The organism is Flavobacteriales bacterium (genome assembly GCA_016704485.1).
In the GTDB taxonomy this organism is placed as follows: domain Bacteria; phylum Bacteroidota; class Bacteroidia; order Flavobacteriales_F; family PHOS-HE28; genus PHOS-HE28.
The window spans coordinates 590,250-612,519 of record JADJAA010000002.1 but is presented as its reverse complement, the minus strand read 5'-3'; the positions used below and the strand labels follow the sequence as shown (position 1 = coordinate 612,519).

Below are 22,270 nucleotides of genomic sequence, written 5' to 3'. Positions count from 1 at the left end.
GCAAATTATTGGATCCGTCGACTTTTGTCAATAGTTCGTCGAAAGAAAGATGGCTTTCGACGACATATCCACCTTGTTCGTCGCACAACATTGGTCCATATAAAGCGAAAGCCCCGTTCACCAAACTGGCGAACGGGGCTTTGCGGATCACGAATTATCTACTTCTTAATGTGTGCCTTTAGGGTTGGATCACTACTCGCTCTGTGTGAACATATTCACCGGCCGTAACATGAACCATATACATTCCATTGGCGAGTTCACCATTGACCGCAACCGTAGCATTCAACATACCATCCTGTGCAACCAAGGTGCGCGACAACACACGCTTACCGCTTAGGTCATACATATCGAAGCTCATTGTTCCGTTCACTTCTTGAATTCCATGCATCCGGACGTTGATCTGGTCACCGGAGTTCGGGTTCGGGAAGATCTCGATCCTTGGCTCATCAGCAGATCCACGAAGCGCTAGGTTCTGTTGACCACCTGATGCCATGTTGTTAATGGTCACCATGCAAGATCTGCCAGCTTGGCAATAAACTCCACCTTTGAATGCTTCAACGGTGACATCATAACTCTGACCGGGTTGTAATGGTTCTCCCAGTAATGGCCCCCATCCCAATGTCAGATAGTACGTAGTAACCTCGCGAACGATGGGCGAAACCAATTCCGCATTCGTAATTGTGAATCGGTATTTAGTTGCACCTGCTACTGGGCGCGCATACAATCTGTTAGCCGAATTCGTGGTAAAATCACGGAACACATCACAACTGTATGCAAAGTAGCCAGGGATATCGAACAACAGCGTTGGTGGACAATTCCCCAATGCTTCATTCCGCTGGAATCTACAAGCGGGGCCCCAGTTCTTCGGTTGGTTGTTCACCACTGCACGTATGCGAACATTCAAGGCAGCATTTTCAGCAATATGGTTCGCGCTAGCCCAATTGTTCACCTTCATGTGGCATGTCCGTGAAGACCCTACCGAACCGAAATTGTCCGAAACATTGTGTCTACGTTGACGGATGTAGCTATATCCTCCATTTGGGTCATAGAACCAGAAGTCGTAACCGGAAGTACCCGACTGTACCGCATTCGCGCCATTTGGCACCCATTCCGTAGCAACATCCAAGTCTTCATTGCAAACGATGTATTCTCCCGCTTTCCAGAAGTATTTATCGCAGCTCGTATACAACAGATCGTTCGGTCCAACAGGGATCTGGATGGGACCGTTGGAACCAAGAACAGAAGGGTTACCTGAAACCTCCACAACTTGTGACGCACCGGGGATAGCAAATACGGTATTGTCGATCAATCGTGTAAATGGAGCATCGGTATAGTGCAAGTTGTAGTTACCACCGAATGGAACACCATCAACGAACAACTTGAACTTGCCATTTGGCAAGCATGTGGTAACCTGGTTAATACCACCATTCCCAACTCCTGCACCTCCGCTCTGCACGACCGTATTGGTATACACTTCCCGGAATTCAAATGTGGGTAGCGTACCAATTCCAGGCATGGTGATATCGAAGGTCACATCCGTTGTGCACACGATCACTTCACAGGACGTGATCACCGTATTGCTGCCCATTTGCGTAACCACAGGAAGGAATCCTGGCATACATCCACAGGTCAAAGGATCAAATTCGGGAATTGTATTCACTGTGGTCGGGCAGAAATCCAGACAATCCACTAGTCCATCACCATCGCTATCCTGAATACCCATGTTCGGTGCACCAATGCTTGCACAATACTCGATCCAATCGGCATTGTTATCATCGGTATCAACTCCATCCGGGAAGCGAGCGATCACTTTACCATCGGCATTGTTATCATCACCACCAGTAAACCCTGTGCCTTCGATGTAGGGAGCACCTGCATCACCCTCGTAGCTGATCGCATCGATCATGACACCGAGAGGATCACGAAGTCCAATGGCATCGGGAGAACCGTTCTGTATCAATCCGCTAGTTGGCGTAACTACGTGATCCACTCCTGGATTGGAAGCATTGTTGCCGATAACGTAGTAACCGCCAGCAGGGATAACGACCGAAGGAAGCACATTCGTCCCATAAAGTGAACTACCAGCACCACTTGCAAATTCCAACGTAAAGCCAGCAACATTTATTGGATCCACCCCATAATTGTACAGTTCCACCCATTCATCATCATCAGTACCAGCATTGTCATAATCCACTTCGTTGATGACGATCGTTGGTATAGGCTCGCAACTTGGAACCGGGCCGGATACCATTTGTGCTATGCAAACGCCATCCAACGAAACCGAATACGGATCGCTATCGGATATACCGGAAACAATGATCGTACCATTCATGGTAACCCCGGGGTCAGCACCTCCTATCGTTCCGGAACCACTGTTATTCACAACGGATATCCCGGCTTGCATTCCGGTATACGAAATACTCACCGTATATGTGTCTCCTAATCCAGGCATACGCGAATCACATTCCGTGCTCGCAGCACCAAGTACCAACGTACATGACGGTAACGTACAACCACTGAATGCAGTTCCGTCCGCATTGGTACCAGGCGAGAACTGTGCACCCCCGCTTGTTGATGCCAGTGTATGCTCGACCAATGGATCGATGCCCGTTAGATCCGGGTCGCGCGTGATTGAATTGTTATTGTTTCCTTCAATGCCATATGCATACGAAACAACAACGGTAGCTCCGTTCATTACCGAAACCTGATCGCCCGGACTATTGTTCAATGCCAATGAACCAGTCGATGCAGTTTGCCAAGGCATGCCTCCAAAGATCCCATTAGGCGCTCCACCTCCGAATACAAGTATTCCACAGCTTGGTTCGATCACCGTTCCAGGGGGGAATACATGCCTGACCTGGCTCAGGTCATTAATGGTCCAGCCCGATACATTCAGAGCGAACGCAGCCGTGTTAATGATCTCAACGAATTCATCCTGGGTCGTATTTACAGAAAGGTCACCATTGGCATCGCCGGTTCCGGCATCCGGATCGGCAAGGATCTCATTGATGACCAAAGATGGTGGCGGATCACATGCAGGTGCCGGGCCGGATACATTCTGATCATCGCATGGAGTAGAGAATGTTACGCTGTATGCATCAGCCTCGCTAATGCCGCTAATGATGATCGTACCTGGGTCGGTCGCGGTGGGGTCATCGCCGCCAATGGTCCCGGATGCGGTTCCAATGATCAGGCCTCCTTGCGTGCCTGTGTATGGGATACTGAGGTCATAGGTATCTATAAGGCCAGGCGTATTGGTGACGCATGTTGTGAATGGGGTTCCAATGATGAGTCCGCAACCACCAACAACCGCTTCGTAAGTACCAGTAATAGTAAGATTGCCGGCCAAACCACCGGTACCAGTTGTTTGTTCAGCGTTGTATCCATATACCCGGAAGGTGATGGTTCCTGTGCCCAAACCTTGGAATGCTGCATCGCTAAGATCCAATGCATTCCCTGCGTAGTTCGTATTCGCATCAGGATGTGTCAGCAAGCCACCGCTGTTGGTAACATTAGCATTCAATGCTGAATAGTCAGGTAGAGGTGAGGCGAACCCATCATCGCTTGAACGCCATTGCCAATTGCGCGGTCCGGTTCCACTTCGCCCAACACCAAAATTCACACCTGTAAGGTCGATCGCGTAACCTGGCAGAACAGTTATTGCGAACGTGATGTACTTGGCACCATCCGGTGAGCCCACATCCACTGTGCCAACTGGCCAGTTGTTACCACGATAATTCCCGGAGCTTGAGCTCGTGGCGATGCCAACTTTATCCAACGATTCAAAAGTCGCCGCGGGAATCGGGGTTCCGTTGAATGCCAACGTACTTACATCATTGCCGTTGCCGACTAGGGTGTATACAGCGGTAAACGGTGTTTGGGCATTTACCGAAGCAACCAATATTGCCGAAAATGCGAAAAGCATGGAGCGCAACTTGGTAGGCCAGAAGAGTCGAGAAGCTTTCATTCCAATGGGGGGTTAGGGTTAGTTGATGGGTAATGGCCTTTCCATTACACGTTGCAAAATACGACATGGAATGTTAGGAATTCATGATGGCCATATTACCCTTCCCCACTTAATGAAAAAGTTCGGAAGCTACCTGACCGGCTGAAACTGCAATTCGATGCAGCTTGGCGTTCATGCGATACGCCAAGAGTAAATGTTCCGGGACCACACAACTAGCCCGTCGATCACTTGTTCTTACGACCCATTCCATTCCACTGGTGGAGATCAATTCCGTTATGACCAATGCATTCGATCGGGTCCATTAGATACGATCGACCATACCATGTCGCACTGGAAACGTAATGTATCCTACTCGGTATGGACGGCCGGGTCAGGATCGAACTGATGGTCATTGAACGACACGCCGGTCTTGATCGACCCAACTTTCAATTGGATGACCCCGGTAATGCCACCGTCCTCATCGATCGTATGCGGGAATAGTACCCCATCCACTTCCTTATAGTCGGAATAGTCCGTTGTGACCACATAGAATTGACCGAGATTCAGTTGCATAACAATGCGCCTGACCTTAAGACCTGTATTCACATCAAAATAATCCGTGGTCACGTCGATCTCTCCAACATTGGTCGTGATCTTGTAAACCGATTTTTCACCAATTGTAGTGCGGCCATCCATAAAGCGCTCAATAGGCGCACTTACTTCCAACGCTTCGGGAACCGGATGTGACCATAGGATCAGCTCATGTAAACGATCGCCTTCCAATTCCTCGGGGATATTGCTTTGTACATCCACGGCCCGTGTACCATTACATACCACTTGTTGCAGGATCCGATCGTCCGCAATGATCTCTTTCCGGTACTTGTTGTTTTTACCGAATTGCTCGGTGACCACAACATTGGCCTTACCCATCTTGCCGGTCATTCGCCTTTCCATAGATGAGATCTTACCAATGGCTTTCTTACCTCCAATTGCATCCAAATACCGATCGATCACTTGTTGTGCCGTGGTATCTCCAGCATCCACCAAATGATCTTCCTTTACTTGTCCTTCCACATCCAATTCCAACAATGGAATGAATGGCTCCATACTTAATGGGATCATTGTCCGGCGGATCTTTTCGAGGTCACCTACAACGAATACGATCGCATTCTCCGGAAGAAGAAATGCCTTTGCTGCACGCTGAATATCATCAACGGTAACTTTTTCCAAACGTTGGAGATATGTTGCATAGTGATCTTGGGATAACCCATTCAAATAGGTATTCAACGCGAAACGTGCTACCGTTCGTGGATCTTCCAAGGATCTGGCAAAACTCCCAGCCATATAACGTTTGGCCAGGTCCAGATCAGCCTGTGGCACTGGTTCCTCACGCAACCGCTCCATTTCTGCAAGGATCTCTGTAACCGCCTGGGCTGTTACTTCCGTCCGTACACTCGCACTGGCCGTGAAACTACCGTTGAAGCGATCACTTTCCATACTGGAATATGCTCCATACGTATACCCCTTATCCTCACGTAGGTTCTGCATCAATCGCGCATTGAATACACCTCCTCCAAGGATCGTATTGAGCACCTGAGCGTCCAGCGCACGAATATCCTTGGGCTTCAAATTGAACGGATAACTCACACGAATGATCGACTGTGGTGCTCCTGGCCGATCAACGACAACTACTTGCCTATAGACGGCTGGCATCTTCGGTTCACGCAGATATAGAACGCCACCCATGCCCGGAACAAATTCACCGGCAACGGAGCTGTCCACCGGCTTTCCTTCTGGCATCCATTTTCCGAAATGCTTTTCCGCCAATGTCCTCGCTTCCTTCTCATCGATATCACCTACAAAGGCCAGGTAACCACTCTCCGGTCTGAAATAACGAGCGTGAAATGACCGCACTGTTCCTACATCGATATTTCCCAAGGTCTTCAGTGTGGTCATTTCACCATACGCATGGTCCGCACCAAAAACAGCTGCCTTGCCAACCGATTCAGCAATGCCCTCAGGATCATCCTGTCGTTGTTGGATCGCACTACGATGACGGTTGATGGCTTTAGCGAATTCCTCATCCGGGAAAAGCGGCGATTGCACCACTTCTTCCACCAAGGTCATGATAGGTTCCAAATTCTTTTTCAATGTACTCGCGTAAACTCCATCGTTGCTGGCGCTTACAGATGCCCCGTTCCGATCAACAACTTCATCGATCTCAGCTTTCGTCAATGTCGCTGTACCCGACATCAACAATTCACTGATCATATCCACATAACCTGCTTTTTCACCTTGGACAAAGGGTGGAATGTCGAATCGCACTTGCACACTTACCATCGGCAGTTTGTGGTTCTCTACGACGATGACACGCATGCCATTCTCCAATGTGAACGAAGAGTGTTCCCCTAAATGCACGGTTGGTGCAGGTCCAGGAGGAGGCGGTAAGGTTCTGTCGACTTGTGCGTACATAGGTGATATGGCATAAAGTACTCCTGCCAATAGTAGACCGGCTGTGGTCGAGCACTGGAATAATGAGTACTTACTGTTCATTTGTTCTTTTGATCGAGTGGGAGATAATGAAGCACGACACGCCGGTCTGCTGCGAAGTATTTCACTGCGGCTTGTTGCAGGTCGGCAGGCGTTAGCTTCAAATAGTGTTCCAATTCCTTATTGATGTGCTCAGCATTGCCAAACAATGTGTATGCAGTGGCTAAATGTCCTGCAACACCTGCAACGCGACTATTCTCGGACAAGGTCTCGGCTTCGACCTGCACTTTCAACTTGGCCAATTCCATCTCACTCACACCATCTTGTTGTACACGCTTCAATTCCGCATCCATAGCGTGTTCAAGATCATTTGCATTCACACCCGCGTTGGCTATGGCATAAAGAATGGCCAGTCCAGGATCCTCGAAGGGTAAACTGAATGCACCAACGTTGAGGGCCTTTTCTTGTTCATCCTTCAATGCCTTGTTCAAACGGGATGAATTCCCATTAGAGAGCAAACGATTCAGCATATCCACTGCATAGAATTCTTGGGAGCCGACAGCTGGTATGCGGTATGCCTGCACAACAGCAGGCAATTGGATACGATCATAGATCACATCACGGATCTCTCGTTCCAGTGGTGCTTCGACAATAGTCGGTCGCTCAATATCCGCGCCTCTCGGAATATCCTGGAAATACTTCTTCACTAATTCCTTGGCACGCTCCGGTACGATATCACCCGCCACAACAACGACAGCATTATTGGGTATATAGAATCGTTCGTAGAATGCTTTATAGTCCTCCTCAGTAGCACTGTTGAGGTCCTCCATGAACCCGATCGTCGGCCATTTATAGGGATGCATGGTATAGGCCCGATCCAGGACTTCTATCAAAATACTCCCGTAAGGCTGGTTCTCGTAACGCTGTTTTCGTTCTTCTTTCACGACCTCCCGCTGCGTTACTATCCCTTTCTCGTCCACTTTAGCATGCAACATACGCTCGCTCTCCAGCCATAGTCCCAGTTCCAATTGGTTGCTTGGCAGCACCTCATAATAGTATGTGCGGTCTCCACTGGTATTGGCATTGAGAACACCACCAGCATTCTCAACAAGCTTACTGAACTCTCCTCTACCAATATTCTTGGACCCTTCGAACAGGAGGTGTTCAAAGAAGTGAGCGAAACCCCGGCGATCCGCACTTTCATTCTTACTTCCTACATGGTACATTACACTGACCGCAACAATGGGCGTACTGTTGTCCTCATGCAAGATCACATGCAAGCCGTTGTCCAAGTCGAATTCAGTGTAGGCTATGGCACGCTTCTGTGCAGCAACAGGGGCTGTTATCATATATGCAGCGGATATGATGGAAATGGCCCGCCTTTTTCCGGACCCTATCCTTCTATTATGTGACGCGCGATCTCGCTCAGGTTTATTCTGGCAAGGCGCGAATTTAGTGGATCGGAGGGAAGAATGTTCCTCACACTTTTGGATCGGACCGAACATTGATCTTGGACTTCCCGCACAATGGTCTTGCGTAGGTTATTCTAACAAGTTGCTGATCGATCAACGATGCTTCGCGCCCAGAAGCTCCTTCCCACCTCCTTACTTTTGTTCTAACGATCGCCATGGAACACTCAACATCATTGCCCGATAGAAGGGCAATGCGCATTCGGACCCTCCGATACACGGTTACATTCATTTTACCAATACTGGCTTTGTTGGGTCTGGTTCGGGATGGTTTGTGGACATGGTCAGTACCTATTCTAGCATTCGCGATAATCCCCGTACTTGAACTCATGCTCGGGCATTCTGACCAAAACCTCACCAATTCTGAGGAGCACGCAGCCCTTGAAGATCCGATCTATGATGCGCTGCTCTATTTGATCTTTCCAGTTCAATGGGTATTGCTGGTGCTCTTTCTCATTCAAGTTCAGGAGACGGACCTATTATGGTGGGAGGTAATGGGCCGAATTGCGACCATGGGTATGCTTTGTGGCATTTATGGGATCAATGTCGCACATGAACTTGGGCACCGTGCTAAACGCTGGGAACGTGACCTCGCAAGGGCATTATTGTTAACCAGCTTGTACATGCATTTCATCATAGAGCATAATCGCGGGCATCATCGTCATGTGGCCACGCCGGAAGATCCTGCGAGTGCCCGTTACGGTGAGACCCTATTTGCCTTTTGGTTCCGCAGCATAGTTTACAGTTTCGTTTCCGCATGGCGTATTGAGGCGGACCGAATGAGAAAGCTGAACAAAGCAGCCTATGGCATAAGGAATGAAATGCTACAGGCCATTGCATGGCAAGCCGTGTTGCTTGTTGTGATCGGCCTAGCCTTCGGAAACCTGGCGTTGTTCAGTTTTATCGGTGCAGCCCTGACCGGTATCCTGTTATTGGAAACGGTGAACGACATCGAACACTATGGTCTCCGAAGAAAGCGCACTGCCTCCGGCAATTACGGACGTGTGCAGCATGTTCATTCGTGGAACAGCAACCATCTCTTAGGCAGGCTCATGTTATTCGAACTGACACGACACAGTGATCACCACTGGAAGGCGAGCAAGAAATACCAAGTGCTCCAAAGCCTCGAGGATGCTCCGCAGCTTCCGACTGGATATCCCGGAATGATGGTATTAAGCCTTATCCCACCTGTGTTCTTCAACGTTATGCATCCACGTCTGAAAGCCATGGTACAAGCGCATGACACGTTGGATCCACCAACTTGAATTCTCCTTGAACAAAGGTCTTGCTTTTAAAAACTGAACCTATCTACCGCGACAAACGTTGAAGGGATCCAGCTGCACTTCAATGGACGTGACCCGCCCCGTACAAAATAGTACCATGTTCTCTGCTACTAGTTCACTGATCGATACGCTGGTCAAGCGTTTCGATGACCGTCGCGAAGAACTGTTGGCTCATCGCGAGGCTTATACAAACACCTTATCACAGGGAAATGTTGCATTCCCTGATGCTACAGCACACATACGTCAGGAAAAATGGAAGATCCAGACTCCATCCAACTTACTTGAACGGAGGGTTGAAATGATCGGTGGTGCTACGCGCTCCGAACTAGTGAATGGGCTTAACTCTGGCGCGAAAAGTTATATCGCCGATCTCTGGAACTTCACGTCCGGTGATACTTCCAATATGGTACGCGCACATCGCTACTTGGAGCGAGCCTCCAATTTGGATCTGGCGTATTTACCACCAGAAGGTGGCCGTGTACGGATCAATCCACAGACCACCTGTCGGTTAACGGTCGTTCCCCGTCCCCTTTATGTGCTTGAACCGGGTCATTTGATCGGAGACGAACCGGTATCAGCTACGCTGTACGATCTTGCCCATTTCGTGACCAATTGTGGATCGACCCTTAAGGCCAGACAAGGAAACATCTTGTTCTATCTCCGTGATGTACGAACCCACCTCGAAGCTCGATTCTGGAACGACCTATTCGATGTTCTGGAAGAGTATATGCAATGGACTCGTGGAACAATTCGGGCTACGGTTATTCTAGATACGGTCTCGGCTGCTTTGGAAGCAGAGGAAATACTCTTCGAATTAATGCACCACAGTGCTGGCCTTTCCCTGGATCCGCAGGGATATGCCGCCGATCATATTGCGCTGTTCAATGCACCGGACCGCCAAACCTTGCCGGATCGCGAGAGCATTGGGCTAAATGCCCCGTTCTTGCGTGCATTGAGCTTGTATGCGATCGGTATTTGCCACCGAAGAGGTTGCCATGCAATAGGTGCAGCATCGTTGGTACTACCATCGCGTACTGCGGAGAAAGTGAAGGCGGAATACTTGAATATGCTAGGAGACAAAGAACGTGAAGCGGTTGATGGCCATGATGGCACTTTGGTAGTACACGCAGATACCGTGACACCGACCATGGTGGAATTCAACAAAAGCATGCCGCTATCGAATCAATTGAACTATTTGCGAAATGATGCCATATCCCCGGCCGATCTGATCCGCAGACCGGAGGGGAGTATTACCGTGGAAAGTTTGCTTGCGATCATTCGATCCACGCTGCGTAATATGGTGGAACGCCAGGATCATAAAGGATGGATAGTCCAAGGTAGCCGCGTGCATGACCGTTCCTCCATCCGATTATCACTGCGTTTGCTCTGGCAATGGAATAAAAGTGAGTACGGGAAGATCACCAATTCCGGGTTAGAGATCCACGATGATCTACTGAAATACCTGATAAAGAAGGAAAGTGACAAAATGTATGGGAAGGGTCCGGAGCCGGTGAAAAAGCGTGCAGAAGCCGCAGTAAAACACCTTCTGGAACAGGTTACGGGTGATATGCTACCATTGGAGCCAATGGTGTAGTTGCATATCCTGCCGCAGTCCGATCGTTCTAAATAACTTGCTCCCCGTCCGAGAAGTAACGGATATGTATTTCGCAGTCAAGTATGGAGGATTGGAACGCGATAAGTGATCATCTACCTGAGGATGGAGAACGGGTGTTATGCTTCGTTCCTAACCATAGCGTTCACCTACCTGGCAAAACCGGTGCGCGCGAGGAAAGGTACGTGATCATCCTGAAATTCCAGAAGGATTATTTCATAAAGAACCCAAGCAAGACAGGCTATACCGGAAGCCCACATTTCTGGAGTGGCGAGGGAACAAGCAATCATTTTTTTGCGGATGTCACGTATTGGCGGTCATTGCCCAAGGGGCCTATGAAATGATCAGTAGACCACCAGGTCCATCAACCTAGCGCCGCTCAATATCCTGATCCGCGGCTCCGCTTACGCGTGATCGCCATCAAGAAGATGGGCAAACAAAATGGGTAAAGAGGCAGCCGGTCGGCTACTTCTTTACCCTTTTCAGGTTGTTCCGTATTATTTACTTCACGATATCCAGCAACTCCACCTCAAAGACAAGTGTGCTGTTCGGAGGTATCGTACCTCCTGGTGCACCACCTGCGCCGTATGCCAGATCACTTGGAATACAGAATTTGAACTTGCTGCCCACTGGCATGAGCTGTATGCCTTCTACCCATCCTGGGATCACTTGGCCTACAGGGAATTCCGCAGGTTCGCCACGCGCTACCGAGCTATCGAATTCGGTACCATCGATCAACGTTCCTACGTAATGGACCTTCACGTTATCGGTTGCTACAGGTTTGGCTCCTGTGCCCATGGTCACAACTTCGTATTGCAGGCCGCTCGGCGTAGTAATAACGCCTTGTTTCTTGCCATTCTCTGCTAGGAATTCTTCCCCCTTAGCAATATTTACTTCACCTGCGGCACGCTCTTCTGCCTGCTGTGCCGCTCGCGTCTTCGCCATGAATCCTTCAATGCAACTGCGCATTGCGGCTTCATCAAGGATGGTCGCACTGTCCAACCCATCGCGGAGGCCCATTGAGATCGCAGCGATATTAACGCTGTCCAACTTGCTGCGCTTGAAGTTCGCACCAATATCAGCGCCAATGGAATAACTCACTGAGTCCATCTCATTCTTGAGTTGAACGCGGCCTTTCTGGCCTTGGGAACATGCACTGAGGATGGTCATCGCCAGCGCTAGAGAAACGAATCTTACTGTCATGGTTTGTTTTATAGGGGCGCGAAGGTAATATCCTGATTAGGATAGCTCGATGTTATCCATGAAAAACGGTGGACACATCGGCTGCGCTTAACAACTGTTGTGGTATGCTAGGCTTTTGGGAACTCCATGATCCTCCGCAATTGGGCATTGAATCGTTTGAATCCGGCGAGGTCACTATGATGTCCTTTTTCGAAGGTGAACATTTCGCGCTCTACGGTGGTCGGAACCAAGGAATAGAGCTTTAACGCTGAATGGTAAGGAACCACCGTATCACGCTTTCCATGAAAAATATAGACCGGACACTGTACCCGTAGCATGGCCTTATCGTTGCGGAAAGGATACCGGAGCAATAGCCTATATGGCAATATCCGCAAGTAATAACGGGCAACATCATAAAGGTTGGCAAACGGCGTTTCCAACACCAACATCCGCGGTCTGCGCTCCGCTGCGACAGGAGTGGCCATACCGCTACCTAGCGACCTTCCGTAGATCACGATGTCTTCTTCTTTCCATTGCTGGCTGAGGAAATCGTACCATTTCATTGCATCCGATTGCAGTTCCGGTGCACCCAATTTCCCTTCACTTAGACCATAATCCCGGTAATCCGGCATCAATACATCGTAGCCCAGTTTCGTGAACCGTGGAGCCACCTTTCCCCATTGGTGCAGGTTTCCTGTATTTCCATGGAAATAGAGCACTACGCCTTTCGGAGATCCAGTAGTGAAATACAAGCCATGCAACTTTGAACCATCCGTGGCACTGATCCTGCGCTCTTCAAAAGGGTAATTGAATTTAAAATGCTCCTGAACGGCGAGCTGGTACCGTACAAAAATGAATCGCTCCTGAAAAATGAAATAGAACAGGCATAGCAGTACATACCCTAGGAAGAGCAGTAGAATTATACCAAGGATGAGCGGTAACACGTTGCAAATCTACCGGTGTGTTCCGAACAAGAGACCGATCTTTGCCACTCGTGATCATAAAGAAGCAGATATTTCGGGTCAGCATGATCTTCATAATGCTGATGTATGCGGCGCGAACGAATGCGCAAGCTGTTCATCGGAAACATCTGCTTACGAGCTTTGGCGCGGGCATCGGGCAGTTGCACATCGCGACCGGAGGTGATACATCGGGCTATGCCGCTCGGAATGCAACGTGTGCCGCGGTGCGGTTCGCTTTTGCCTATGCACTTACGGACCACTGGTCTTTGGGCTTTCACTACGACCGACTGGGTACAGAGGGACTTACGGTCATTACGGATAAAGTACGATTCACCACCTACCAGCTGGAAGCGATCTGGCGTCCATGGATCGGCGAGAACTCGTCCATCGAAACACATGCGGCATTCGGTGTCGGCCTAATGGCACTTACACCGCGTAGATCCAACCTTCCGCTGAGATCGGATAGCGGGGTACTGACCTTTGGGGGGCGCTATCTTCTGATGTTCAGCAACGTGATCGGTTCATATGTCACATTGGAACACACGGTTTCCGGTGATGGTGATCTTACGGAGAACGACAAAGTCATGATCGGCACCGACCTGGATCCAATTCAGCTCAATTGGAATGCCCAGCGCGTTTCGGCCGGCATGATCGTGCGGTTCTGAGAGTTGTTATGAAATGGCAAGATCGACCTATTGACGCGTATCTCGCAAGAACACGAATTCCGTCTCTGTGCTATCCTCTTTGGAAAAGCGGTATCCATCCCCATCGTATTTCTTGAGCTTATTGGGCTCAAGGATCCGGTGCTGGATGACATGCCGTGCCATAGCGCCGCGTTGATGTTTCGCATAGACCATCAGCATATTGTAACCCGCTCCTACCCTGTCCTTGAAAACGGGCGTGATCACCGGAACTCCGAATTCATCCAACTGTACAACTTTACTGTATTCATTGCTGGCCAGGTTTATGATCGCCTTACTGCCACTTCGTACTAGATCCTCCTTCAGCACATCCGAAATGCGGGTTCCCCAGTAGCCGTATAGATCCTTTGGGCGCCCAACTTTCAACTTCGTACCCATTTCCAAGCGGTACGGTTGCATCAGATCCAACGGCCGCAAGACACCGTACAAGCCTGAAAGGATCCGCAAATAATGTTGTGCGAAGGCGAGATCCGCAGCATCCATCGAACGGGCATCCAATCCACGGTAAGCTTCACCATTGAACAGCATTGCTGCTGGGGTAGCATTCTTTTGCGTGAACGGCGTGTTCCACCGCTGATAGCGTTCCACGTTCAATTCCGCGATCTTGGGATTGACGCCCATCAATTTACTCAGGCGTTTCGCGGTAAACCCGCGTATCTTATTCACCAAGGGCTGGCTATGCTCCAACAGAACCGGGATGGTCGTGCATTTCACGGTCGGCGCCGGCAATGTGGACAGATCTTTGGCAGGTGAAAGGAGAAGGAGCATGGTTGTAAAGGGAATACTATTCTTTATGCGAGATGTAGGATAACAACACCAGTTGGCGGTATCAATTCATGCCGCGTTTCTTCTGGATCGTCTCGTACGCTTCTTGCACTTTCTTGAATTTTTCCGTTGCCGATTTTTGAACATCTTCTCCAAGTTGGGCTACTTTATCCGGGTGATATTTCTTCGCCATATGGCGATAAGCTTTCTTCACTTCATCATCGGTTGCTGTCGGTTCGATCTCCAGGATCTTATATGCTGAAGTTGGATCTGACGTTCGGAACATTGCACTGAGCGAACCAAGGTCCTTATCGCTTATGCCCATACCATGGCCAATACGCCGCAACATATCAAATTCACTGCGGTCCACTGAACCGTCCGCATTGGCCAACCCGATCAAATAATGCATCAATTGAAGGCGCACGGCATGGGGCATGTTCTGCCGTATTTGCTCACATACATCGTGCACAGGGATCTCGCGCTTCAGTACATCGCGCAACACCATCAATAATTGACCAGCTTGCGCTGCACCGAATTCCCTCGAAAAGAATTGACGGACATGGTCCAGCTCGCGCTGTGTGACCTTACCGTCGGCTTTCATGAGCGCTGCGGTAAGCACCACCAAGCTCATGGTGAGGTCACCACCCGTGGTGCTCTGTGTTGTCCGGCGATAACGCGTATCCCCTTCTTCTAACCTGGACTGCGGCTGCATATGGTCCAGCATGGCTCCAATGGCAAAGCCGATAACTCCACCTATAGGACCGCCGAACGCCCAACCCAATCCACTTCCGATCCACTTTTTGAAACTCATTGTTCGTATCCTTTACTACTTATTCACGGAACTTGGATCAGTCGGAAAGAAGGGATCTGTTCGGGTCCGATCTTGGCAGGCATGGGTTTGATCATTGTTCATTCTCGATCGTCGCTCCCCAAGGACCCTACCAGGATCCACCGGCTCCACCTCCGCCGAATCCGCCGCCGCCAAAACCACCGAATCCACCACCACCGCTGAATCCTCCTCCGCCTCCACCTGTCCAACCACCGCCGCCTCTGGACCCTCCTGAATGTCGATCGGTCATTTGGCTCATTAACCACATCGCAGTCCAAAAATCCACTTTATTGGTCGCAGCATAACTGCTAACGCGATTGCGCCAACCAAAGAACATGATGGCTCCGAATATGCCGAAGAAGATCAATATGCTCCAAGGAAATTCATCTTCGCCATAGCTCTGTTCATCGTACTCGCCTTTGGCAATATCCATCAGCACGGTGGTTCCTGCATTGATACCTGCATAATAGTTGCCCTCTTTGAACCTCGGTATGATCTCATTATCAACAACACGCTTGGCCATCAGATCAGGAATACCTCCCTCAAGGCCATAGCCAATAGCAATGAACACCTTACGCTGTCCTGGCGGTCCATTTGGTTTCACCAACAGCACAAGTCCATTATCAAAACCGGCTTTTCCTATCCCCCACTTCTCGCCAATATCAAATGCCAGATCCGATTCTGGAAGTCCGCAAAGCGTATCAACAATGATCACCAAAAGGCGGTTACTCGTCTCCCGTGCGAATTGGGTCAGTTTTGCGTTGAGCTGTGCCTCCTCACTACTGCTCAAAAGCTCGGTGAACTGCCATACCAATTTGATCTGTTCACTTTTAGCGGGCGGTATCAACCTACAGTCGAAGTTCGCCGCACGTGAGGAAATACCAACCAGAATGGCCGCAAATAGCAATGCGATCCTCATGGCTTGGTGCTCGATGAAATGTTCGGCTTACCAACTGTGATCGTATTGGGCAATTCGTTGGTATCACTGGGTAAAAGCGGGAAGAATTGCTGAAGCTTTTGCCCGACCAAGGTTACCGCCTCACATAAGCCGTCCACTTGTTCTCCTGCAGCAAAACGCGTTCTCAGAAGATGATAGACTTCATCCCAAAATCCATGGGGCACCGCCTTATCGATAGCGACATCGCCAAGAACAGCCATATTCCGATCGCCTACAACGATATAGATCAGAACACCATTACGATCGCGTGTCCTGTGCATATCCAATGCTTCGAAAATAAAGGCCGCATGGTCCATTACATCCTCTTCGATGTGTTGGTCCAAGTGAACACGGATCTCACCGGACGTGAGCATTTCTGCCGCTACGATCGCACGCTCTACCTGCTCTCGTTGAGCAAGCGTAATAAATTCCTCTACTGAAAGCACGATCTATTTGAAGGAGATATCAGGAGCATTCTCGGTACCTTCCTGTGCCTCGAAATATCCTTTCTCGCTGAAACCGAACATACCCGCAAGTAGATTACCCGGGAAGCGTTTGATGCGGGTGTTGTAGTCACGTGCGACGTCATTGAATTTACGACGCTCCACACCGATGCGGTTCTCCATTCCCTCATATTGTACTTGGAAATCCTGAAAACCTTTTACGGCCTTCAGATCCGGGTACCGCTCTATGGTCACCAATAATCGCGATAACGCTCCGCTGAATTGGTCTTGTGCCTTTTGGAATTGTTGGATTGCATCAGGGGTAAGGTTGCTCGGGTCGATTTTAATGTCTGACACCTGCTTTCTTGCTTCCGTAACCTGAATCAAGGTCTCCTTCTCAAAATCCGCAGCACCCTTTACGATCTCGACCAGATTCTTGGTCTTATCCGCGCGAAGCTGGTAGGCATTCTCCACGTTACTCCATTGCTTGGTCACATCCTCATTAAGGCCTACTGTGCCGTTGTAAAAGCCAACGCCCCACATTGCGATCAATGCAATAACGCCAAGAACTATTATGATTCCGAGGTATTTTCTCATGGTTTTTTTTGTTGCGCTGCGAAGATAGTTGCCAACACGATAACGCGTTCTAATACGATCTACGTGCCGGATCCATTGTTGTGTCATACTGGCAGAGAACGCTTCATTTTTCCGAGAAGTCGCCCAAAACCATTAATAGCCTCCGACCTTTGCAGCAATGTTGGTCAGGTCCGATCGTAGCCTTACTGTTCCGCTACTGGAGTTGTTACACGCTGTTTCCGGTGTTGAACGGCAGTTTCTGGAACGCGCACGCATCTATCCGCATACGGCTAATTGGTTGCACTTCCCGTGGTACCCGCGTAGTCGGGGTGGAGCGTTCGTGTTGGGTTCAAGGATCTATCTCAAGGAACGATCACTCGCAGGGACCCATCACACAAGCGGTCCGGAGCATAGTGCTTCATTACTCCTTTTGGCGCATGAAGTCGGTCACCTTCCACAAGCCCACCGCTTCGGAATGAACGGTCTTGGGAAAATACGCTACGCGGTTTGGGCTGCTGGACAATACGGATGGAGTGCCTTACGGAACGGACCCACCCATGCGCACGATGATGCCCCATTGGAACGCGAGGCCGACGAAGGTCGGTGGGTGCTTGGAAAGTTAATGGAAACCATTGCCAGAACAGAACGACGACAAGATCTATCCGATATTCTTGCCTTAGAAGATCCTAGTTCCATGATCAATTGGTTGGCTGTCCACGCCGAGTTGATCGCAGGTTTACGAAAGACTTATCAAGCCAACTACTTGTCCCGGCCTTAGTGTGAAACAACAAAGTTTTTGCTCCATGGTCGCTCACCACCGACCGAACGCAGCACATAGGTACCCGGTTCCAGTTGTGCGACATCGACCTTCAAGAGATCGGTACCATTCAACCGGATGCCTCCACGAATTTCTCTACCGCTCGCATCATGGATGGAAGCAATACCGGTCATTTTGTTCGGGATCGAAATAGAAAGCATATCGGATACCGGATTCGGATAGATCTTAGGAGTCAGCTGTTCATTTTCAACAATGGTCGTCACTATGGAGTTGTCGTAGAAGAAACGTGCCGTCGTTGCTGCACCTCCAACCGTAGTTACGATCAATATAGGTGCATCCATACCGGCAGCGAGCCATTTGTATTCGATCGTTTCCGGTTGATCGAACCCGAAGCCGGTCCCGAATTGTTCAATATAGACCGAATCATGATGCTGAACCACCGACTTCACACGTAATACTTGGAAGGTATTCGTAGGCAAATTCAAAGTTCCCCAGCCATCAACGACATTGTCACGTTGCTGACTTTGTGAGTAATACAACAACGTGGGTACGGTAAGTTCGAAGAAACTTGACGAACTGCTCACATCACCGAAATTCATCGGGAATTCATAAACCACATCCACGGGAATACGACGAACGCTCGCCGGCACGCCATTAATCGATGCCCCGAAACCAACATTCCTGAAACCATCCGTGCCTTTCTTATAATACTCGTACACATCGCTGACCTGGAGGCCTTGTGCCCCAAAACTGGGTCCTTTCTGCGCATAGTCCGCTTTATGTTGCGGGTAGAGGATCTGGTTGTTGAAGTAGAATTGGTACAACAAAGGCGTAGACCCTACTGTCACTGCTGTATCTGCACTGGATCCTTGCGGAACCAGCAGACTCATATCCCATGTATAACCAGCTCCTGTTGAAAGCACATCGATACCCTGAGCAGCTATGGTACTGTAGCGCATGGTATCTCCAGCACTTGGCATATCCGTTTCAGAAATGGAGATCTGTGCTGAAGCACAAAGAATGCTAAAGGTGCCGGTTAGCGTAAGGATCGCACGCATTGGTTCGTTGAGTTTCGCCAAATGTATCGGTTTCACTTGCTAACACCCATGGACTTCTGCCATAGTTCTTCACAGAACCAATACTAAGCTTGGTATGGCAATTGACCCAATACACGTTTGAGACCAACTACCTTTGTCAACAATGAAAACATTCGTTCTATCCATATTCTGCATCTTTTTCATTGCCTCCAGCGCTTACGCCCAACCTGGTCAGCCAAATCTTGTGCAATTCAGCGGTGTAATTGTTACCGATAGTCTGATGCCAGTGCCGTTCACGAATATTCTGATCAAGAATTCATATCGTGGAACCATGTCTGACGTATACGGATATTTCAGCTTCGTGGGGCAGGAAGGTGATACGATCCTGTTCTCCGCGGTCGGCTTCAAACGCTCGCAATATGTGATCCCGGATAGTCTAGGTCAGAACAAGTATTCCCTGATCCATGTACTGAAACTGGATACGGTCCTACTGGATCAGTTCGTTGTGACCCCATGGCCATCACGCGAGCAATTTCGCGATGCATTCTTGGGTCTTCGCTTGCCGGAGGATGACTACCAGATCGCTATGCGCAACCTTTCACCTGCGGAAATGATGCAACGCATGGAGAACTTACCGCCGGACGCATATACCAGCTTCCGCTATGCGATGGCCGCAGACCAGACCCGCCTTTATAATTCTGGAGGTACACCAAGCATTAATCTCTTCAACCCGATCGCCTGGGCTCAATTCCTGCAAGCATGGCAGAATGGCGATTTTAAAAAGAAAGGTCCTTGATACATGTCTTTCTTTCACGCGTTCATCGTCATAACTGAGCTAACGTTCATCTGATTTTGGAAGAACAACACACAACCTCCTCGTTCCGTATGGTCGCCCAAACCCTTCATGGATTGGAAGAGGTGTTGCGGCTGGAACTCTTGAAACTTGGGGCAAGGGATCTGGAGCGTCACAACCGTGCTGTGAGCTTTACCGGGGACCTCGGCTTCATGTACAAGGCGAATTTGTGTTTGCGTACCGCGCTGCGAATATTAGTTCCGCTTGAAACATTCGAGGCACGTAGTCCAGAAGAATTATACATATCCCTCCGCGAGATCGATTGGGAAACGTTCATGGGTGTGAAGGACACGTTCATGTTCCGTGTTTCGTTGAATTCGACGTATTTCGGCCATTCGCAATATGTCGCGCAAAAAGCAAAAGATGCGCTGGTAGATCGTTTTCGGGATAAGTATGGCATTCGTCCTTCGGTGGATACGGAGGACCCGTTGTTGCGGATCCATTTGCACATCAATGAAGATCGTTGCACACTTTCGTTGGATAGTTCGGGAGGCTCTTTGCATCATCGCGGGTATCGCACAGAGACCAACGCCGCACCTTTGAATGAGGTATTGGCAGCCGGAATGGTCCTGTTGAGCGATTGGAATAAGCGTAGTCCATTGGTGGATCCATTTTGCGGATCAGGGACAATACTCACCGAAGCAGCGATGATCGCAGCGAATATTCCGCCGAACATTCATCGTGCACAATTCGGTTTTCAGCGCTGGAATGATTTCAATGCCGATCTCTATGAAACCATCTTCAACGGCGCAGTGGATAAGATCATTGATGAACGCCCTATTCTTTGGGGCTGCGATATCAATGGCGTAACCGTTGGTAAAGCGAAGGAAACGCTGCGCAACGCGAAGCTCGATGATGTGGTCACTATCCGTCATTGTGCTTTTGCGGATCTCGAACCACCTCCGGACCGCGCAGGTACGTTGATCTTCAACCCGCCGTACGGAGAACGTATGGACGAGCGCGGCATCAACTCACCAAGTGATGACGAGTCGATCAATGCCATGTACAAGATGATCGGCGACACACTCAAACACAATTGGCCAGGTTGGACAGCATGGATCCTGACAAGCAATATGGAAGCGGCCAAATACATCAAGCTCACGCCCAAGCCGAAGATCCAGTTGTTCAATGGTGCATTGGATTGCAGGTTCCTGCGCTACGAGATTTATGCGGGATCACGTCGGTTAACGCCTCATCCGAACGATCCGGATCATCAGAATTCCGAACGCGATTGAACGAAAGTGATCGTGTGGTGTACCTATTCGGCAAACACCACAACATGAGACACGTTCAACATTTTTTTCTCGCGCTTTTTCTTTTCACCGTTGCCCTTGAGGCCAGGTCCCAAGCCATGGGAAACCTGATGTATGAGACCAATAGCCGTATGTTCTTTCAACAGGCTGAACAGACCGTGAAGGCATCGATACAAGGCAATGTGCTGGTGTTGGAAGTGAATGCAATGATGAACATGAAGGCCGATAGTTACTTGGCCATTTTTCATATTTCGCAATTGGGGCAGAATACCGAAGAGGCCGATAGTTTAATGAACATGCGCATCAGCGGATTTACCGATCGTGTGAAAGTGCATGGCGTAAAAGAGCGTGATGTCTTTGCGGATATGTTGTCGTTCGTGCCCGTTTATGAGATCGAGACTACACGGAAATTATTCAGCAAAACGTACCAGGAGGTACCAGCAGGTTTTGAGATCCAGAAGAACATCCACGTGAAATTCACGGATGCTCGGGTGCTTGATAAATTAGTGACTGCAGCAGCTAAGGAGGAGATCTACGATCTGGTGAAAGTGGATTTCTTCGTTGAGAAGCAAAGTGCTTGTTATGATACACTCAGGATCTTCGCTACGCGGTTGATGAAAGAGAAGCTGAGCAACTTCGAGAAGCTCGGATTGAAGGTAGAGGAAAGCCATCGACTTGGTGCAGAAAAGAACACAGCCTATTTCCCGTTGGACCGCTACACCGCTTACCAATCGCGTACCCAAAGCAGCTTGAACAGCAAACGTCGCGGACAAGTGGTGAACGATATCCGCAAGCCGAATACGCTGTTCTACAACAAGGTTCCTTATGGTAATTTCGATATCATTCTACATGCCGATATCACCGAGCCTCCTGTGCAGTACACCTATAACCTTACACTCCAATGCCAACTGCCCGAGGCTTTCCCAAAGAAGGACGTGAAGGAGATCATCAAGTACATCTGGATAACGGAGAAGGGTGAAGTGAAACCGCTTGCAATTGGCGGGTAAAGCCTTATTCGGTGCGGGGCAGTGCTTCCCCAGATATGAGCGTGCATCGGCTTGGTATTGATCCGGGTCTCCAGTCGCAAAGCCTCCCTGCGCCCGGAGTGACGATATGCGGGATCGACCGATGAATGTTTGGATCTCCTGATCCGG

General features: G+C 49.5%; 19 protein-coding genes. 8 read left to right on the top strand and 11 right to left on the bottom strand.

All coding sequences use genetic code 11. The features are described 5' to 3' along the window. Positions 1 to 178: 178 nt before the first annotated feature. The 3 genes from IPF95_13750 to IPF95_13740 all read right to left on the bottom strand — a co-directional run bounded on the left by IPF95_13750 (position 179) and on the right by IPF95_13740 (position 7,785). A complete protein-coding gene (locus IPF95_13750) occupies positions 179 to 3,967 on the bottom strand; it encodes a lamin tail domain-containing protein (protein MBK6475748.1) in 3,789 nt (1,262 codons plus the stop codon). A gap of 348 nt (positions 3,968 to 4,315) precedes the next feature. Further along, positions 4,316 to 6,499 (bottom strand): insulinase family protein, encoded by a 2,184-nt coding sequence (locus tag IPF95_13745; GenBank protein MBK6475747.1) that lies wholly within the window; start codon positions 6,497 to 6,499, stop codon positions 4,316 to 4,318. Further along, positions 6,496 to 7,785, bottom strand: a complete 1,290-nt coding sequence (locus IPF95_13740) for an insulinase family protein (GenBank protein MBK6475746.1) — start codon at positions 7,783 to 7,785, stop codon at positions 6,496 to 6,498. The genes IPF95_13745 and IPF95_13740 overlap by 4 nt, the downstream gene beginning before the upstream one ends. A 314-nt stretch (positions 7,786 to 8,099) precedes the next feature. Between IPF95_13740 and IPF95_13735 the strand changes: the two genes are divergently transcribed. From IPF95_13735 to IPF95_13725, 3 genes are all read left to right on the top strand, one after another. Further along, the gene (locus IPF95_13735; GenBank protein MBK6475745.1) at positions 8,100 to 9,170 is read left to right on the top strand and encodes an alkane 1-monooxygenase; all 1,071 of its coding nucleotides are present in this window, start codon (positions 8,100 to 8,102) and stop codon (positions 9,168 to 9,170) included. A gap of 82 nt (positions 9,171 to 9,252) precedes the next feature. Further along, positions 9,253 to 10,782: a hypothetical protein gene (locus IPF95_13730; protein ID MBK6475744.1), complete on the top strand. Its 1,530-nt coding sequence runs from the start codon at positions 9,253 to 9,255 to the stop codon at positions 10,780 to 10,782. 83 nt (positions 10,783 to 10,865) lie between these two features. Then, positions 10,866 to 11,144 (top strand): DUF551 domain-containing protein, encoded by a 279-nt coding sequence (locus IPF95_13725; protein MBK6475743.1) that lies wholly within the window; start codon positions 10,866 to 10,868, stop codon positions 11,142 to 11,144. 157 nt (positions 11,145 to 11,301) lie between these two features. Here the strand turns inward: IPF95_13725 and IPF95_13720 are convergent, their stop codons facing one another. Together IPF95_13720 and IPF95_13715 are read right to left on the bottom strand one after the other, a co-directional pair. After that, positions 11,302 to 11,910, bottom strand: coding sequence for an FKBP-type peptidyl-prolyl cis-trans isomerase (locus IPF95_13720; GenBank protein MBK6475742.1), 609 nt, complete (start codon positions 11,908 to 11,910; stop codon positions 11,302 to 11,304). 200 nt (positions 11,911 to 12,110) lie between these two features. Further along, on the bottom strand, positions 12,111 to 12,926 hold the full coding sequence (locus tag IPF95_13715) for an alpha/beta hydrolase (protein MBK6475741.1): 816 nt from the start codon (positions 12,924 to 12,926) through the stop codon (positions 12,111 to 12,113). Positions 12,927 to 12,976: 50 nt separating this feature from the next. On the opposite strand from IPF95_13715, the gene IPF95_13710 reads away from it, so the two are divergent. Then, complete coding sequence (locus IPF95_13710; GenBank protein ID MBK6475740.1) at positions 12,977 to 13,609, top strand: hypothetical protein; 633 nt, start codon at positions 12,977 to 12,979, stop codon at positions 13,607 to 13,609. A 27-nt stretch (positions 13,610 to 13,636) separates the two neighbouring features. On the opposite strand, the gene yaaA is transcribed toward IPF95_13710, so the two are convergent. From yaaA to IPF95_13685, 5 genes are all read right to left on the bottom strand, one after another. Continuing rightward, a complete protein-coding gene (yaaA, locus tag IPF95_13705) occupies positions 13,637 to 14,413 on the bottom strand; it encodes a peroxide stress protein YaaA (GenBank protein MBK6475739.1) in 777 nt (258 codons plus the stop codon). Positions 14,414 to 14,474: 61 nt separating this feature from the next. After that, positions 14,475 to 15,221, bottom strand: a complete 747-nt coding sequence (locus IPF95_13700) for a TerB family tellurite resistance protein (GenBank protein MBK6475738.1) — start codon at positions 15,219 to 15,221, stop codon at positions 14,475 to 14,477. Positions 15,222 to 15,348: 127 nt separating this feature from the next. Further along, on the bottom strand, positions 15,349 to 16,158 hold the full coding sequence (locus tag IPF95_13695; protein MBK6475737.1) for a TPM domain-containing protein: 810 nt from the start codon (positions 16,156 to 16,158) through the stop codon (positions 15,349 to 15,351). Beyond that, positions 16,155 to 16,622 (bottom strand): TPM domain-containing protein, encoded by a 468-nt coding sequence (locus IPF95_13690; GenBank protein ID MBK6475736.1) that lies wholly within the window; start codon positions 16,620 to 16,622, stop codon positions 16,155 to 16,157. The genes IPF95_13695 and IPF95_13690 overlap by 4 nt, the downstream gene beginning before the upstream one ends. 3 nt (positions 16,623 to 16,625) lie before the next feature. Continuing rightward, positions 16,626 to 17,216 carry a LemA family protein gene (locus IPF95_13685; GenBank protein ID MBK6475735.1) on the bottom strand — a complete coding sequence of 197 codons (591 nt, stop codon included), beginning with the start codon at positions 17,214 to 17,216 and terminating at the stop codon, positions 16,626 to 16,628. Positions 17,217 to 17,373: 157 nt separating this feature from the next. On the opposite strand from IPF95_13685, the gene IPF95_13680 reads away from it, so the two are divergent. Next, positions 17,374 to 17,973, top strand: a complete 600-nt coding sequence (locus IPF95_13680; protein ID MBK6475734.1) for a hypothetical protein — start codon at positions 17,374 to 17,376, stop codon at positions 17,971 to 17,973. Here IPF95_13680 and IPF95_13675 read toward each other — a convergent pair. Then, positions 17,970 to 19,031 (bottom strand): T9SS type A sorting domain-containing protein, encoded by a 1,062-nt coding sequence (locus IPF95_13675; protein ID MBK6475733.1) that lies wholly within the window; start codon positions 19,029 to 19,031, stop codon positions 17,970 to 17,972. The two genes, IPF95_13680 and IPF95_13675, sit on opposite strands and share 4 nt — an antisense overlap. A gap of 142 nt (positions 19,032 to 19,173) precedes the next feature. Between IPF95_13675 and IPF95_13670 the strand changes: the two genes are divergently transcribed. The 3 genes from IPF95_13670 (at position 19,174) to IPF95_13660 (ending at position 22,123) form a co-directional block, all read left to right on the top strand. Beyond that, entirely contained in the window at positions 19,174 to 19,806 is a 633-nt protein-coding gene (locus IPF95_13670) for a carboxypeptidase-like regulatory domain-containing protein (protein ID MBK6475732.1), read from the top strand. Between the two features lie 89 nt (positions 19,807 to 19,895). Then, the gene (locus IPF95_13665) at positions 19,896 to 21,098 is read left to right on the top strand and encodes a class I SAM-dependent RNA methyltransferase (GenBank protein MBK6475731.1); all 1,203 of its coding nucleotides are present in this window, start codon (positions 19,896 to 19,898) and stop codon (positions 21,096 to 21,098) included. Between the two features lie 44 nt (positions 21,099 to 21,142). Continuing rightward, positions 21,143 to 22,123: an SIMPL domain-containing protein gene (locus tag IPF95_13660; GenBank protein MBK6475730.1), complete on the top strand. Its 981-nt coding sequence runs from the start codon at positions 21,143 to 21,145 to the stop codon at positions 22,121 to 22,123. The last annotated feature ends 147 nt before the right edge of the window (positions 22,124 to 22,270 follow it).

Bases quoted from the DNA above. Each gene is read 5' to 3' on its own strand.
- IPF95_13750 (MBK6475748.1), bottom strand. From the start codon at position 3,967: ATGAAAGCTTCTCGACTCTTCTGGCCTACCAAGTTGCGCTCCATGCTT.
- IPF95_13745 (MBK6475747.1), bottom strand. From the start codon at position 6,499: ATGAACAGTAAGTACTCATTATTCCAGTGCTCGACCACAGCCGGTCTA.
- IPF95_13740 (MBK6475746.1), bottom strand. From the start codon at position 7,785: ATGATAACAGCCCCTGTTGCTGCACAGAAGCGTGCCATAGCCTACACT.
- IPF95_13735 (MBK6475745.1), top strand. From the start codon at position 8,100: ATGCGCATTCGGACCCTCCGATACACGGTTACATTCATTTTACCAATA.
- IPF95_13730 (MBK6475744.1), top strand. From the start codon at position 9,253: ATGGACGTGACCCGCCCCGTACAAAATAGTACCATGTTCTCTGCTACT.
- IPF95_13725 (MBK6475743.1), top strand. From the start codon at position 10,866: ATGGAGGATTGGAACGCGATAAGTGATCATCTACCTGAGGATGGAGAA.
- IPF95_13720 (MBK6475742.1), bottom strand. From the start codon at position 11,910: ATGGACTCAGTGAGTTATTCCATTGGCGCTGATATTGGTGCGAACTTC.
- yaaA (MBK6475739.1), bottom strand. From the start codon at position 14,413: ATGCTCCTTCTCCTTTCACCTGCCAAAGATCTGTCCACATTGCCGGCG.
- IPF95_13700 (MBK6475738.1), bottom strand. From the start codon at position 15,221: ATGAGTTTCAAAAAGTGGATCGGAAGTGGATTGGGTTGGGCGTTCGGC.
- IPF95_13695 (MBK6475737.1), bottom strand. From the start codon at position 16,158: ATGAGGATCGCATTGCTATTTGCGGCCATTCTGGTTGGTATTTCCTCA.
- IPF95_13685 (MBK6475735.1), bottom strand. From the start codon at position 17,216: ATGAGAAAATACCTCGGAATCATAATAGTTCTTGGCGTTATTGCATTG.
- IPF95_13680 (MBK6475734.1), top strand. From the start codon at position 17,374: ATGTTGGTCAGGTCCGATCGTAGCCTTACTGTTCCGCTACTGGAGTTG.
- IPF95_13675 (MBK6475733.1), bottom strand. From the start codon at position 19,031: ATGCGTGCGATCCTTACGCTAACCGGCACCTTTAGCATTCTTTGTGCT.
- IPF95_13670 (MBK6475732.1), top strand. From the start codon at position 19,174: ATGAAAACATTCGTTCTATCCATATTCTGCATCTTTTTCATTGCCTCC.
- IPF95_13665 (MBK6475731.1), top strand. From the start codon at position 19,896: ATGGTCGCCCAAACCCTTCATGGATTGGAAGAGGTGTTGCGGCTGGAA.
- IPF95_13660 (MBK6475730.1), top strand. From the start codon at position 21,143: ATGAGACACGTTCAACATTTTTTTCTCGCGCTTTTTCTTTTCACCGTT.